This window comes from Nonomuraea sp. 3N208 (genome assembly GCF_052245935.1).
In the GTDB taxonomy this organism is placed as follows: Bacteria; Actinomycetota; Actinomycetes; order Streptosporangiales; family Streptosporangiaceae; genus Nonomuraea.
Map to the genome: position 1 here is coordinate 315,319 of NZ_JBQQBR010000007.1, position 14,273 is coordinate 329,591.

The window sequence follows — 14,273 nt, forward strand, 5'->3', positions numbered from 1 at the left end:
GACGACCTGGTCGCGCGGTTGCTGGACGTCTCCTCTTACAAACGGATCTCGTAGACGACGTTGAACGCGGTCTGCGCGGCCCGCCGGAACCGGGTGAAGCCCGCCTCCGCGACCACCTCGCGGATGGCCGCCTCGCCGGCCTGCGCGCCCAGCGCGTAGCCGCCCGGCTGAGACAGAGCGTTGGGCACGCAGAGGAAGGTGGAGCCGCTGTAGTACAGCCGTCCTACCGGGGTGAAGTTCTCCTCCACCTTGTCGGAGGCGTTCGGCTCCACCAGCAGCCACGTGCCGTCCGGAGCCAGCGCCTCCCGCACCCGGCGCGCGGCCGCGAGCGGGTCGCCCATGTCGTGCAGGCAGTCGAACATCGTCACCAGGTCGTAGCCCGTCCCGGTGAAGGTCTGCGCCGTGGCCACCTCGAAGCTCACCCGGTCGCCGAGCCTGGCCCCCTCGGCCTTCTTGCGGGCCAGCGCGATCGAATCGGCGTGGTAGTCGGAGCCCATGACCGTGGTACGCGGGTACGCCTCGGCGAGAAGCAGCGACGACGATCCGAGACCACAGCCGAGGTCGGCCACGCGGGCCCCGGCGGTGAGCTTCTCGTCGACCCCGTCCAGCGCCGGGATCCAGTGCGGGATCAGCTCGGCCACGTAGCCGGGCCGGAAGAACGCGTCGGAGCCGACGAAGACGTCCTCGTCGTGCTCGTGCCAGCCGACGCCTGCGCCGGTGCGGAACGCCTCGGTGATCCGCGGTTCGGCACGCAACATTCCCAGCGCGACGAGGAACGCGGCCGGCACGTTGGGGCCGTTCGGGTCGGCCAGGCAGAACGCCTGTTCCTCGGTCAGCGAGAAGCGGCCGGTCTCGGGATCGTAGCTGACGTACCCGCCGGCGGCCTGGCCGCGCAGCCACTCGGTGAGGTAACGCGGGTGGCACCCGGTGCGCTCGGCGAACTGCTCGGGCGTCGCGGGGCCTGGCGCGAGCGCGCGGTAGAGGCCGAGCCGGTGGCCGATCACGACGGAGCCGGCGGCTTCTGTCGCCGCCAGGTCCGTCACGAACCGGTCAAGGAACTCGTTCAGCTTCTCGTGGTCCATCCTGGTCTCCTTCCCCGCGGACCGGCCCGTACCGGGCTCACGGCGGAAGGCTCGGCTCGCGGCCTTTCACGGCGCTCACACGGGCTGTCGTCGTGCTGACACGGTGACCACGTCCTCATCACGGGCATGCTGGAGCACCGTCCGGGCCGAAGGTCAGCACGGTGTCGGGTCGTACCCGTTCGATGAAGGATCGTCAGGCAGCGCGCCGGCTCGCCGGTACGCGCCGCGGACAGCCGATGCGGCGCCCACGCCTCCGGCGGGGCACTTCCAGGGTGGGCTCTCGCCGGCGCCCACCCTGGCGCCCCTATGTGAAGCCTTGCCTTTCAGCGGGTGTCGGAGTCGGTGTCACTCAGGGCGGCGCGGCCGGCCTCCAAGCGGGCCACCGGGATCCGGAACGGGGAGCACGAGACGTAGTCCAGGCCCACGTCATGGCAGAAGTGGACCGAGTCGGGGTCGCCTCCGTGCTCGCCGCAGATGCCCAGGTGCAGGTCCGGCCGGGCGGCCCGGCCCTCCTCCACGGCGATCTTGATCAGCCGGCCCACGCCCTCCCCGTCCAGAGACTCGAACGGGGAGACGCCGAAGATGCCCAGGTCCAGGTAGCGGTGGAAGAACGACGACTCCACGTCGTCCCTGGAGAAGCCCCAGGCCATCTGGGTCAGGTCGTTGGTGCCGAAGGAGAAGAACTCGGCGGCCTCGGCGATCTGGCCGGCCGTCAGGGCCGCGCGCGGCACCTCGATCATGGTGCCGATCAGGGCCTCGACGCCCATCTCTGCAAGGATCTTGACGGTTTCCTCGCGTACCGACTCCAGCTCCTGTACGGCCGCCACCAGTGGGATCATGATCTCCGGGCGCGCGCCGGGGACCTCCTTGGCGGCCTGGGCGATCGCCCGTACCTGCATCGTGAACAGGCCAGGGATCACCAGGCCGAGGCGGACGCCGCGCAGGCCGAGCATCGGGTTCTGCTCGTGGAGGCGCCTCACCGCGGCCAGGAGCTTGCGGTCCTTGTCCGTGACGTCCTGCGACGTTGCCACCTTGACGGACAAGTCCACGATGTCGGGCAGGAACTCGTGCAGGGGCGGGTCGATCAGGCGGATGGTAACGGGGTCGCCCCCCATAGCCTGAAATATCCCGATGAAGTCGGACTTCTGGAGGGGCTCCAGCGCGTCGAGCGCCGTCTGACGTTCCTCGTCCGTGGCCGCCAGGACCAGGTCCTCGACCAGCCGCCGGCGCTCGCCCAAGAACATGTGCTCGGTACGGCACAGGCCGATGCCATGGGCGCCGAAGCGGCGGGCGCGGGCGGCGTCCTCCGGGGTGTCGGCGTTGGCCCGCACGCCCAGCCGGCGGGCCTCGTCGGCGCGGCGCATGATGCGGTCCACGGCCTTGACGAGCTCGTCGCCGGGTTCGGCGCCCTCGAAGTACTCCACCACGGCCGACGGCACCACCGGGACCTCGCCGAGGAACACCTCGCCGGTCGTGCCGTCGATGGAGAGCACGTCGCCTTCCGACACGACCACGCCGTCCGGCGCCGTGAAGGTCCGCTCCCGGGTGTTGACGTCGAGCTCCTCGGCCCCGCACACGCAGGTCTTGCCCATGCCTCGGGCGACCACGGCGGCGTGGGAGGTCTTGCCGCCACGGCTGGTCAGGATGCCCTTGGCGGCGATCATGCCGGCCAGGTCGTCGGGGTTGGTCTCGCGGCGGATCAGGATGACGTCCTCACCCTGCTCGGTCAGCTCCACGGCCCGTTCTGAGGAGAAGACGGCCTTGCCGACGGCGGCGCCCGGGGAGGCGTTCATGCCCTTGGCGATCTTCTTCCTGTCGGCGCCCGCGTCGAAGCGGGGGAACATGAGCTGGGCCAGCTGGTCGCCGGTGACCCGGGTGACGGCGTCGTCGAGGGTGATCAGGCCCTGGTCGACGAGCTGGGTCGCGATGCAGAACGCGGCCGCCGCGGTCCGCTTGCCGACCCGCGTCTGCAACATCCACAACTTGCCGCGCTCGATGGTGAACTCGATGTCGCACAGGTCCTTGTAGTGCGTCTCGAGCGTCTCCATGATCCCGAGGAGCTCGTCGTACGAGTGCTTGTCGATGCGTTCGAGGTCCTCCAGCGGGATCGTGTTGCGGATGCCCGCCACCACGTCCTCGCCCTGGGCGTTCTGCAGGTAGTCGCCGTAGATGCCCTGCCGGCCCGACCCCGGGTCGCGGGTGAAGGCCACGCCGGTGCCGGAGTCGTCGCCGTAGTTGCCGAAGACCATGGCCATGATGTTGACGGCGGTGCCGAGGTCGGCGGGGATGCGTTCCTGGCGGCGGTAGAGGATGGCACGTGGGGCGTTCCAGGAGTCGAAGACGGCCATGACCGCCAGGCGCATCTGCTCGCGCGGGTCGGTGGGGAAGTCCTTGCCGGTCTGCTCGCGCACGATCCCCTTGTACGTCTCCACCAGGCGCTGCAGCTCGTCCGCGTCCAGGTCGGTGTCCTGGCGCCGGCCCTTGAGCTCGTCGAGCGCGCGCTCGAACAGCTCGCCGTCGATGTCCAGCACGGTCTTGCCGAACATCTGGATGAGCCTGCGGTAGGAGTCCCAGGCGAACCGCTCGTTGCCGCCGGCCTGCTTGGCCAGGCCGTGCACGGACTCGTCGTTGAGGCCGATGTTGAGGACCGTCTCCATCATGCCCGGCATGGAGAACTTCGCCCCGGATCGCACGCTCACCAGGAGCGGATCGTCGGCCTGCCCGAGCTTCCTGCCCATCTTCTTCTCGAGTGCGTCCAGATGCCCGGCGACCTCCTGCTCCAGGCCGTCCGGCAGGGCGCCGACCGCCAGGTAGTGGCGGCACGCCTCGGTGGTGATCGTGAATCCAGGGGGAACGGGCAGCCCGAGATTGGTCATCTCCGCGAGGTTCGCGCCTTTACCGCCGAGAAGATCCTTGAGATTCCTGTTGCCCTCGATGAAATCGTAAACATGCTTGGCCACCACAGCTCCAATCCAACGCCTCTGTCCCGGACTCTACCGGTGGAATTGATGATGAAACTGCACTCCTCTCATATATCGGTATTTCTGCTGGTACAGGGCCCACAACAGGTCTAATCCAATTTTATGGACGGACGGTGGAAGATTGGTTTATACCAATTGGTTTACACCAATTCTTGTGAAAGGGCGAGTGCCGGTGCAGAATCGGATCACACCCCCGCCAGGAGGCGCCCATGGCCACTCCTACCAAGCCCAAGAGGCGCGCTCGTATCGTCGCCGGTTCGGCAAAGACGGCCCGCGACGCCGCGATCTATCTGGACGATCGGCTGCCGTTCGCGCGCTGGTTCCGGCCGCAGCTTCGCAAACTCTTCCCCAGCCACTGGTCGTTCCTGCTGGGCGAGCTGGCGCTGTACTCGTTCGCGCTGCTGGTGCTCACAGGCACGTTCCTGACGTTGTTCTACAAGCCCAACCCGGGCGTGGCCTTCGCCTCCGCCGTGGAGATCAGCATGGAGGTGCGGGGCGGGCTGCTGATGCGGCAGCTGCACCACTGGTCGGCGACCGTGTTCGTGCTGGCGATCGTGGCGCACCTGTGCCGGGTGTTCTTCACCGGCGCGTTCAGGAAGCCGCGTGAGCTGACGTGGATGCTCGGGGTGGTGCTGTTCGGTCTGGTGCTCTTCGAGTCGTTCCTGGGCGTGTCGCTGCCCGGCGATCAGCTCGCGATGACGGGGCTGCGGCAGGCGCAGGGGCTGCTGCTGTCGATTCCGCTGGTGGGGACGTACCTGTCGGCGTTCGTGTTCGACGGCGGGTTCCCGGGAAACGTCATTCCGCGGATCTTCGTCACGCACGTGCTGCTGGTGCCGGGGATCCTGCTGGCGCTGGTCCCGCTGCACGGGCTGATCCTCACCTGGCGGCAGAAGCATACCGAGCGCCGGGCCACTGCGGCCGGCGAGCGCACCGTGACCGGCGGGCCCTTCTTCCCGTACTTCGCGATCAAGAACGGGGCGACGGCGCTGTTCACGATCGGGGCGATCGCGGCCCTTGCCACGCTTGCGCGAGTGAACCCGGTGTGGGAGCACGGGGCGTACAACCCCGGCGCCTATCCGGTGTCGGCGCAGCCGTTCTGGTATTTCGGGGTGCTGGACGGCGCGCAGCGGCTCGTGCCGGGGTGGGAGATCGTCGTCGGCGGGTACGTGCTGCAGCCAGGGCTGTGGGTGCCGCCGCTGATCCTGACGGTGTTCTTCGGCGTGCTGCTGCTCTATCCGTTCCTGGAGCGGCGGTTCACCGGCGACGGGGATCATCACCAGCTGCTGGACCGGCCGTCGCAGGCGCCGGTGCGTACGGCTCTGGGCGTCGCGGTCATCACGTTCTTCACCGTGTTGTGGGCGGGGACGTGGGTCTCGGAGATCCCGCCCGTGATGCACTCCGCACCCGGATTCCCGCAGCCGCCACCTGCTCCGCCCGCGTTGCTGACGGTCCCGACCGCCACCTACGAGATGATCATCCTGGGGCTGCGGGCAGCCGTGTTCGTGCTGCCGGTGGTGGCCTTCCTCGTCACCCGCGCCGTCTGCCGCAGGCGGTCACCCTAGCGGGTTGTCCTCGGGCGGCACGCCGGGCACGCCGTCGCGCGGTGGGAACCACGATACGAACGTCGCCCCCTCGCCCAGCCGGGAGAACACCGCGACGCGTCCCCCGTGCGACTCCACGATCTGCCGGACGATGGCCAGGCCGAGGCCCGTGTGGCGGTCGCGGCGGCTGGCCTCGCCGCGCCAGAACCGGTCGAACACCCGCTCCTGGTCGGCCTCTCGCAGCCCTGGGCCGTCGTCCCGGACCGCGACCCACAACCAGCCCTCCCACCGGCCTGTCGCGACCCTGATCGTGCCGCCGGGGGGCGACAGGCGCACCGCGTTGGAGAGCAGGTTCGCCACCGCACGCCGCAGCGCGTCGGAGTCGCCGGTCATCTCCAGGCCGCGCCCCAGATCGCGGGTGATCGTCACGTCGCGGGCGGCGGCGGGGGCCACGTGCTCCTCGCACGCCTCCGCCACGACCCGGGACAGGTCGAGGTCGGTGTCGGCGAACGCGCCGCCCTGCCGTCTGGCGCTGGCCAGCAGGTCCTCCACCAGCCTGGTCATGCGAGTGGTCGCGCGGTCCACGATGGCCACGGCCCTGACCCGCTCCTCCTCGCTGGCGTCAGGGTCGGCGAGCACGGCGTCCACGTTCGCCCGGATGATGGTCAGCGGGCTGCGCAGCTCGTGCGAGGCGTCGTCGATGAGCTGGCGCTGCGCCCGGAACGCCTCCTCCAGGCGGTCGAGCATGGTGTCGATCGTGTCGGCCAGGTCCTTCAGCTCGTCGCGCGGCCCGTTCAGGTTGATGCGCCGCTTCAGGTCCGTGGCCTGGATGTCCTCCGTGGTGCGGGTGATCGACCTGACCGGACGCAGCACGCGGCCGGACAGCACCCAGCCGATGCCCAGGCTGGCGACGTAGAGACCGGCCAGGGTGTAGAGGGAGTAGTCGCGGAGCGTGGCCATCGTCCGGACGTTGATGGCGTTCTCCACCTCCTCGACGAAGACGACCTGACGCTTGTCGACATACCGCCCGTCGTTGTACACCTTGGCGTACTCGGTGGTGTACGGGCGCTGGTCGGTGGACTTCGAGACGGCGTAGTAGATGCCGCCGAGTACGAGCGTGGCCAGCACGAACAGCAGACCCGAGTAGAGCACGGTGAGCCGGAAGCGAATGGTGTGGATCATGTCGGCTCCTTGAGCCGGTAGCCCCGGCTGATCACCGTCTCGATGAGGCCCTCCTCCTGCAGCTTGCGGCGCAAGTTGCCGACCGTGACGCGCACGGTGTTGGTGAAGGGGTCGGCGTGCTCGTCCCAGACGTGCTCGAGCAGTTCCTCGCTGGACACGACGTGGCCGGGCCTGGTCATCAGGTAGTGCAGCACGCCGTACTCCTTGGGAGTGAGCGCCAGCGACCGGCCGTCCAGCGTGACCTCCAGCCGCGCGGTGTCGATCCGTAATCCGCCCACCTGGATCACCGACGTGCCGCCGCTGGAGTCCCTGCGCAGCAGGGCCCGCACTCTGGCCAGCAGCTCGGGGAACGCGAACGGCTTGACCACGTAGTCGTCGGCTCCCTCGTCGAGCCCGCGTACGCGGTCGTCCAGCCGGTCGCGGGCGGTCACCATGATGATCCGCACGCCCTTGCCCGCGGCGCGTACGGTGCGGCACAGCTGGAAGCCGTCGCCGCCGGGCAGGTTGAGGTCGAGCAGGACCAGGTCGTACGTGTTGACCTGCAACTTCTCGTGCGCGGCCGGCGCGTCGTAGGCCACGTCGACCGCGTATCCGGCCCTGACCAGGCCCACGCGCAACGCGTCGACCAGGTCCTCCTCGTCCTCCACCACAAGCAGTCGCATATCTTGCACCCTAGTTTGGGCACTCCTAATTTCGGATGATTCGTTCCGCGATGGGAGCGGCCCGATCGATGGGGATGGCGAAGCCGATGCCGATGTTGCCGCCGCCCCGCCCGGCCGCGATCGCGGTGTTCACGCCGACGACCTCGCCCCGGGTGTTCACCAGCGGGCCGCCCGAGTTGCCCGGGTTGATCGACGCGTCCGTCTGCACGGCCGTCCGCCGGGCGCCGCCCAGCCGCACCTCGCGGTCGAGTGCGCTGACGATGCCGGCGGTGACCGTACCCGACAGGCCCAGGGGCGAGCCGATCGCGAGCACCTGGTCGCCGACCGCAAGGTCCCCGGACCTGCCGAGCGTGGCGGGTGTCAGATCGCCCGGGTAAGACACCTCCAGCACGGCCAGGTCCTCGTCGTCGTCCTCGCCGATCACCTGGGCGGACAGCCGGCGGCCGTCGTTGAGTATCACGGTCACCTGGTCGGAGCCCTGCACCACGTGCGCGTTGGTGAGGATGTGGCCACGGTCGTCCACCACGAACCCCGATCCGCCGCCTCGGCCGACCTCCACGGACACCACGCTGGGCAGGACGCGGGCCGCCGTCGCGCTGAGTCCGCTGAGGCTGGCCGAGGGGACGGGCGCCGCCCTGGGGAGCGCGGCAGCGGCGGGGGCCGGCTCGGACCCTTCGAAGAGCCGGCCCCCCACCACGCCCGCCCCCGCCCCGGTGACCGCCGCGACGAGCGCGGCGGCCACCAGCAGGCGTCCCCTGGGCGGGGTCTTGGGTGTCGTCGGGGCCGACCTGGGCCCCTGCGGAAGCGTGATGCCGGGCGCCGCGGCCGCTTCGGAGCGGTCCTGCATCGGCAGGGTGACGAACTCGGGCCCGCGCGGGCTGCCCAGCCCCCTCACGGGAGCCTCGAGAACCACAACATCGACGTCATCGCCGCGATCAACGCGAAGATCAGGCCCGCCGCCACGAACCACTGCCATACCTCCTGACGCTCGGTCCGGTAACCGACCGAGGTTCCGATGTCCTCGTAGACCGCCTGCAACTGGTCGCCGGTCGCCGCCTCGTAGAAACCGCCGCCCGCGGTGTCGGCCAGCCCGCGCAGCGCGGGGCCGTCCACGGGCACCGGCACGTCGCGGCCGGAGAGATTGATGGTGCCGTCCGGCGTGCCGTACGCGATGGTGGTGACCGGGACGCGCCGGTTGGCCGCCTCCGCCGCCGCGTCGGAGACCGTGCGGCCGGTGGTGTTGGAGCCGTCCGACAGCAGCACGACGTGCGCGGGCGGCGTCTCCTCCTCCGAGTCGAGCGAGGCGATGGCCTCCAGCGAGGAGTAGACCGCGTCGCCGATGGCGGTGCCGGACTCCATGGTGAGCCGGTCGAGCGCCGTCAGCACCGCCTGCCGGTCCGTGGTCGGCGGCACGGCGACCGCGGCCGCCGAGGAGAACGACACCAGGCCCAGGTTGAACCGCTCCGGCAGGCCCTGCACGAACTGCCTGGCCGCTTGCTTGGCCGCCTCGAAGCGGTTCGGGGAGACGTCGGTTGCGCCCATGGACGCGGACACGTCGAACGCCACCATGATCGTCGCCCGTTCCCTGGGCACCGTGACCTCGGCCTGAGGCCGGGCGAAACCCACCACGAGCAGGGCGAACATGAGCAGCAGTGCCGCCGCGGGCAGGTGCCGCCGCCAGCCCGGCCGTCTCGGCGCGACCTTGTCGAGCAGGTCGAGGTTGGTGAAGCGGACGGCGTACGCGCTGCGCCTCAGCTGCACCACCACATAGGTGACGGCGAGCAGGGCCACCGGGATGAGCAACAACAACCAGATTGGCGCGAGCAACGTCACGCCACATCACCTCCCTCGGGCGGCCCGGCCGTTCTGGGCCCGGCCGCTCCCGGGCCGGCCGCTCCCGGGCCGACCGCTCCCGGACTGACCGCTCCCGGACTGACCGCTCCCGAGCCGGCCGAGCGCGCCGGGAAGGCGGGGCTGGCGGCCAGCGTGGCCAGGCGGCGCTGTCTCATGACGTGTTTGACCAGGTCGCGTACCCAGTCCCGGTCGGTACGCAGCCGCAGGTGGGTAGCCCCGGCCCGGCGCATCGCCTGCGCGATGGCGTCGCGCTGCCCGGCCGCCGCCTCGGCGTACCTGCGCCGCAGCCGCGCACTGGCGGTCGAGACCTCGCGCCGCCGCCCGGTCTCCGGGTCGATCAGCGTCAGGATCCCCACGTTCGGCAGGGTGAGCTCGCGCGGGTCGAGCACCTCCACGGCCAGCACCTGGTGCCTGGCGGTGAGCTTGCGCAGCGGCAGCTCCCACGTCTCGGGCGAGTCCAGGAAGTCCGACACGACGACCATCAGGCCGCGGCGGCGCACCACCCGGCCCAGTTGCTCGGCCGCCACGCCGAGCAGCGGCTCGGCCACCCCCGGCGGCGTGCGGGGCAGCCCGAACGCGGCCTGCAGCAACGCCATCAGGTGCGGCCGGCCCGTCCTGGCGGGCAGCGTCCTGACGCCGCCGCCGTGCAGCATGTGGGTGCCGATGCGGTTGCCGGTCCGCTGGGTGAGGAAGCCGACCGCGGCCAGCGCGGACAGGGCCAGCTCGCGCTTCTCCATCGCCGCGGTGCCGAAGTCCATGCTGGCGGTGGCATCGAGCAGGGCCCAGATCTCCAGCTCCCGGTCGGCGACCAGGTCGCGCACGTAGGGCTCGTTCGTGCGGGCGGTGACGTTCCAGTCCATGCGCCGCACGTCGTCGCCCGGCTGGTACGGCCGGGTCTCCGCCGGCTCGCTCCCGGGACCTGGCAGCAGCCCCAGGTGTTCGCCCTGGAGCAATCCATCCAGCCTCCTGGTGATCGTCAGCTCGAGCCTGCGCAGCGCGGGCTCTGCCATCAGGTACGGCTTCATGCCACAGCCCCCTGCGGCTGCGTTTCCTGCTGCGGGGCGATGACCGGCAGCGGCACGGCGGCCAGCACGCGGTCCACGATCTGCCTGGGCATCACGCCGTCGGCCAGCGCGTCGAAGGAGAGCACCAGCCGGTGGGCCATGACGTCGTGCGCCAGGTCCCGTACGTCCTCCGGCAGCACGTAGTCGCGTCCCCGCAGGAGCGCCAGCGCCCGGCCGGCGGCCAACAGGCCGAGCGTGGCCCTGGGGCTCGCGCCGAACGCCAGCAGCCGCCGCGCGTCCTGCACCCCGTACCGGTCGGGGTCGCGGGTGGCGTAGACGAGGCGGACGGCGTACTCGGCGACCGCGTGATGGACGAAGACCTCCTCCGCCCGCCGCTGCAACGCGACGACGCGAGCAGGGTCGAGGATCTGCTGGGGCGTGGGCGGGTCCACACTCATGCGGTAGACGATCGCCAGCTCCTCCGATTCGCTGGGATAGTCCACGTCGATCTTCATGAGGAAGCGGTCTCGCTGCGCCTCGGGCAGGTGGTAGACGCCCTCGGACTCGATCGGGTTCTGCGTGGCCAGCACCAGGAACGGCGTCGGCACCTCGTGGGTGACGCCGCCGATGCTGACCTGCCGCTCGGCCATGATCTCCAGCAGGGCCGACTGCACCTTCGCGGGCGCCCTGTTGATCTCGTCGGCGAGCAGCAGGTTGGCCATGACCGGGCCGAGCTCGATGTCGAAGCTCTCGGTCGACGGCCGGTAGATCCTGGTGCCGACGATGTCGGCGGGCACCAGGTCGGGCGTGAACTGAATACGCGCGAACGTGCCGCCGACCACGGTGGCCATGGTCTCGGCGGCGAGCGTCTTGGCGATGCCGGGCACGCCTTCGAGCAGGCAGTGCCCCTTGGCGAGCACCGCCACGAGCAGCCGCTCGACCATGAGATCCTGCCCGACGATCACCCGCTTGACCTCGAACAGCGCCCTTTCCAGGAGCGCGGGGTCCGTCATGGCTGCGTTTCCGTCAGGGGGCAGTCGTCCATGACGACCCGTAGCTCCAGCGCGCTCGGCTCAGGTTCGGCGAACGCGGCGCTCCCCGTCATCAGCGCTGCGGCTACGGCCAGCAACACAAGAGCGAAACGTGATGTACGCATGGTTTCCCTTGTCCCTCGTATAGGCCCCATTCCGGGCTTAGAAGGCATGTCATCAGGCGACCGCGAAAACCGGCGTAACCTTCGCCTTTACACGATTTTTCGGTTGGGCAGGGTAGACCTCCGGCATGACGCCCATCCAGCGCTACCTCGCGGAAGAGGTGGCCCACGACCACGCGGACGGCCTCATCCCCCGCCGCGAGGCGCTGCGGCGGCTCGCGCTGCTGGGCCTGGGACTGCCCGCCGCCACCGCCCTCCTGGCCGCCTGCGGCGCATCCGAGGAGGCGGCTGCGCCCACCACCACGGCGGCGACCACGCCCGCTCCCGCCACCACGACGGCGAGCCCGGCGGGGCCTGCGCCGCTGCCGACGGAGGCGATCACGTTCGCCGGGCCCGAGGGCACGACGTTGCAGGCCGCGTGGGCGGCCGCCGAAGGCGACGCCAAGGGCGCCGTCCTGGTGATCCACGAGAACCGCGGCCTCACCGACCACATCCGCTCGGTCGCCGGCCGCCTGGCCGCGAGCGGCTACTCGGCCCTGGCTCTCGACCTGCTGTCCCGGGAGGGCGGTACCGCGTCGTTCACGGACACCGCGCAGGCCACCGCCAAGCTCGGGGAGATCCAGCCGGAGCGGTTCGTGGCCGACATGAAGGCCGCCGTGGGAGAGCTGGAGCGGCGGGCCGAGGGGGCGAAGCTCGGCATGATGGGCTTCTGCTTCGGAGGCGGGATGACGTGGTTGCTGCTGTCGTCCGCGGAGCCTCGCCTGGCCGCCGCCGTGCCCTTCTATGGACCGCTGCCGGACAACGCCGACATGGCCGGCACCAAGGCCGCCGTCCTCGGGGTGTACGCCGAGCAGGACGACCGGGTGAACGCCACCAGGGACGCCGCCGAGGCCGCCCTGCAGAAGGCCGGGCTGACGCACGAGATCGTGACGTTCCCCGGGGTGGGGCACGCGTTCTTCAACGACACGGGACAGCGGTACAACGCGCAGGCGGCCTCCCAGGCCTACGAGCGGGTCCTGGCCTGGTTCGACCGCCACCTGTCCTGATCAGCGTCCCGCGAACGGGCACGTGGCACCACGGAGCCGGCCGAGCATGCGCGCGTCACGGCGGCGCGCCGGTGAGGCGGAGGAGCGTCCCCCTGGAGGGCCATCAGCCGAAGTGCGGCGGGAGGAGCCCACGTGGCTTGCCGTAAAGGATGGTCTGGCCCTTGAAGAAAAACGGCAAGCCGAAGTGCGGCGGGAGGAGGCGGCTTGCCGTAAAGGATGGCCTGGCCCTTGAAGAAAAACGGCAAGCCGAAGTGCGGCGGGAGGAGCCGGCTTGCCGTAAAGGATGGCCTGGCCCTTGAAGAAAACGGCCGCCCGCCGAGAAACGGCGAGCGGCCTGTGAGACGAACTCTAAAAATCAATCATTGAGGTGCTGACGCAGGTAGGACTCCACGGCGTCGATGGAGATGCGCTCCTGGGCCATGCTGTCCCGCTCGCGAATCGTCACCGCCTGGTCTTCCAGCGTGTCGAAGTCGACCGTGATGCAGAACGGCGTGCCGATCTCGTCTTGACGCCGGTAACGACGGCCGATGGCGCCCGCGTCGTCGAACTCCACGTTCCACCTGCGGCGCAGCTGCGCGGCCAGGTCCCGGGCCTTCGGCGACAGGTCGGCGTTGCGCGACAGAGGCAGCACCGCGGCCTTGACCGGGGCGAGCCGGTGGTCGAGCCGCATGACCGTGCGCTTCTCCATCTGACCCTTGGCGTTGGGCGCCTCGTCCTCGCTGTAGGCGTCCAGCAGGAACGTCAGCGCGGCCCGGTCGACGCCGGCCGCCGGCTCGATGACGTAGGGGACGTAACGCTCCCCGGTGTCCTGCTCGAAGAAGCTGAGGTCGACGCCCGACGCCTTGGAGTGGGCGGTCAGGTCGAAGTCGGTGCGGTTGGCGATGCCCTCGAGCTCACCCCACTCCGAGCCGGTGAAGTTGAACCGGTATTCGACGTCGACGGTGCGCTTGGAGTAGTGGGACAACTTTTCCTTGGGGTGCTCGTAGAGCCGGAGGTTGTCCTTGTTGATGCCGAGGTCGGAGTACCAGCGGAAGCGCTCGTCGATCCAGTATTGGTGCCATTCCTCGTCCGTGCCCGGCTTGACGAAGAACTCCATCTCCATCTGCTCGAATTCGCGGGTGCGGAAGATGAAGTTGCCCGGTGTGATCTCGTTGCGGAACGACTTGCCGATCTGGCCGATGCCGAACGGGATCTTCTTACGCGCCGACTGCTGCACGTTGAGGTAGTTGATGAAGATGCCCTGCGCGGTCTCGGGGCGCAGGAAGGCCAGGCCCGACTCGTCCTCGACCGGGCCGAGGAACGTCTTGAGCAGGCCGCTGAACTGCCGCGGCTCGGTGAAGGTGCCCTTGTTGCCGCAGTTGGGGCAGGTGATGTCGGCCAGGCCGCCCTCGGGCGTCTTGCCGTTCTTCTCCTCGTACGCCTCGATGAGGTGATCGGCGCGGAACCGCTTGTGGCAGGACAGGCACTCGGTCAGCGGGTCGGTGAAGGTGTCGACGTGGCCGCTGGCCCGCCACACCTCGGGCGCCAGGATGACGCAGGAGTCGAGGCCGACGATGTCCTCGCGGGCCTGGACCGTCGACAGCCACCACTGCCGCTTGACGTTGTTCTTCAGCTCGACGCCCAGGGGACCGTAGTCCCACGACGCGCGCAGTCCGCCGTATATCTCGCTCGACGGGTATACGAGCCCGCGGCGTTTGGCGAGGCTGACGATGGTGTCCATGACGTCGGTGCGTCGTGCCATTGTGGTTGGTTCTCTTTCCGGCTGGAG

Annotated in this window: 12 protein-coding genes; 2 read left to right on the forward strand and 10 right to left on the reverse strand. The window is 69.9% G+C overall.

What is annotated here, in order from left to right; genetic code table 11:
- Positions 1–35: 35 nt before the first annotated feature.
- On the reverse strand, positions 36–1,082 hold the full coding sequence (locus tag ACTWPT_RS13250) for a class I SAM-dependent methyltransferase (RefSeq protein ID WP_443177622.1): 1,047 nt from the start codon (positions 1,080–1,082) through the stop codon (positions 36–38).
- Positions 1,083–1,405: 323 nt separating this feature from the next.
- A complete protein-coding gene (gene ppdK / locus ACTWPT_RS13255; protein ID WP_443177623.1) occupies positions 1,406–4,042 on the reverse strand; it encodes a pyruvate, phosphate dikinase in 2,637 nt (878 codons plus the stop codon).
- Between the two features lie 230 nt (positions 4,043–4,272).
- On the opposite strand from ppdK, the gene ACTWPT_RS13260 reads away from it, so the two are divergent.
- Complete coding sequence (locus ACTWPT_RS13260) at positions 4,273–5,625, forward strand: cytochrome b (protein ID WP_443177624.1); 1,353 nt, start codon at positions 4,273–4,275, stop codon at positions 5,623–5,625.
- On the opposite strand, the gene ACTWPT_RS13265 is transcribed toward ACTWPT_RS13260, so the two are convergent.
- The 7 genes from ACTWPT_RS13265 to ACTWPT_RS13295 are packed head-to-tail and all read right to left on the reverse strand — an operon-like array spanning position 5,617 to position 11,462.
- A complete protein-coding gene (locus ACTWPT_RS13265; protein WP_443177625.1) occupies positions 5,617–6,786 on the reverse strand; it encodes a HAMP domain-containing sensor histidine kinase in 1,170 nt (389 codons plus the stop codon). The genes ACTWPT_RS13260 and ACTWPT_RS13265 overlap by 9 nt on opposite strands.
- Positions 6,783–7,448 (reverse strand): response regulator transcription factor, encoded by a 666-nt coding sequence (locus ACTWPT_RS13270; RefSeq protein ID WP_443177626.1) that lies wholly within the window; start codon positions 7,446–7,448, stop codon positions 6,783–6,785. Before ACTWPT_RS13270 ends, ACTWPT_RS13265 begins: the two co-directional genes overlap by 4 nt.
- Before the next feature lie 25 nt (positions 7,449–7,473).
- The gene (locus ACTWPT_RS13275) at positions 7,474–8,343 is read right to left on the reverse strand and encodes a S1C family serine protease (protein WP_443177627.1); all 870 of its coding nucleotides are present in this window, start codon (positions 8,341–8,343) and stop codon (positions 7,474–7,476) included.
- Positions 8,340–9,281, reverse strand: coding sequence for a VWA domain-containing protein (locus tag ACTWPT_RS13280; RefSeq protein ID WP_443177628.1), 942 nt, complete (start codon positions 9,279–9,281; stop codon positions 8,340–8,342). The genes ACTWPT_RS13275 and ACTWPT_RS13280 overlap by 4 nt, the downstream gene beginning before the upstream one ends.
- Positions 9,278–10,327 (reverse strand): DUF58 domain-containing protein, encoded by a 1,050-nt coding sequence (locus tag ACTWPT_RS13285; RefSeq protein WP_443177629.1) that lies wholly within the window; start codon positions 10,325–10,327, stop codon positions 9,278–9,280. The genes ACTWPT_RS13280 and ACTWPT_RS13285 overlap by 4 nt, the downstream gene beginning before the upstream one ends.
- Positions 10,324–11,319 (reverse strand): AAA family ATPase, encoded by a 996-nt coding sequence (locus ACTWPT_RS13290; protein ID WP_443177630.1) that lies wholly within the window; start codon positions 11,317–11,319, stop codon positions 10,324–10,326. The genes ACTWPT_RS13285 and ACTWPT_RS13290 overlap by 4 nt, the downstream gene beginning before the upstream one ends.
- On the reverse strand, positions 11,316–11,462 hold the full coding sequence (locus ACTWPT_RS13295; RefSeq protein WP_443177631.1) for a hypothetical protein: 147 nt from the start codon (positions 11,460–11,462) through the stop codon (positions 11,316–11,318). The genes ACTWPT_RS13290 and ACTWPT_RS13295 overlap by 4 nt, the downstream gene beginning before the upstream one ends.
- A gap of 125 nt (positions 11,463–11,587) precedes the next feature.
- Between ACTWPT_RS13295 and ACTWPT_RS13300 the strand changes: the two genes are divergently transcribed.
- Positions 11,588–12,505, forward strand: coding sequence for a dienelactone hydrolase family protein (locus ACTWPT_RS13300; RefSeq protein ID WP_443177632.1), 918 nt, complete (start codon positions 11,588–11,590; stop codon positions 12,503–12,505).
- Positions 12,506–12,860: 355 nt separating this feature from the next.
- On the opposite strand, the gene ACTWPT_RS13305 is transcribed toward ACTWPT_RS13300, so the two are convergent.
- The gene (locus tag ACTWPT_RS13305; protein ID WP_443177633.1) at positions 12,861–14,246 is read right to left on the reverse strand and encodes a glycine--tRNA ligase; all 1,386 of its coding nucleotides are present in this window, start codon (positions 14,244–14,246) and stop codon (positions 12,861–12,863) included.
- Positions 14,247–14,273 lie beyond the last annotated feature (27 nt).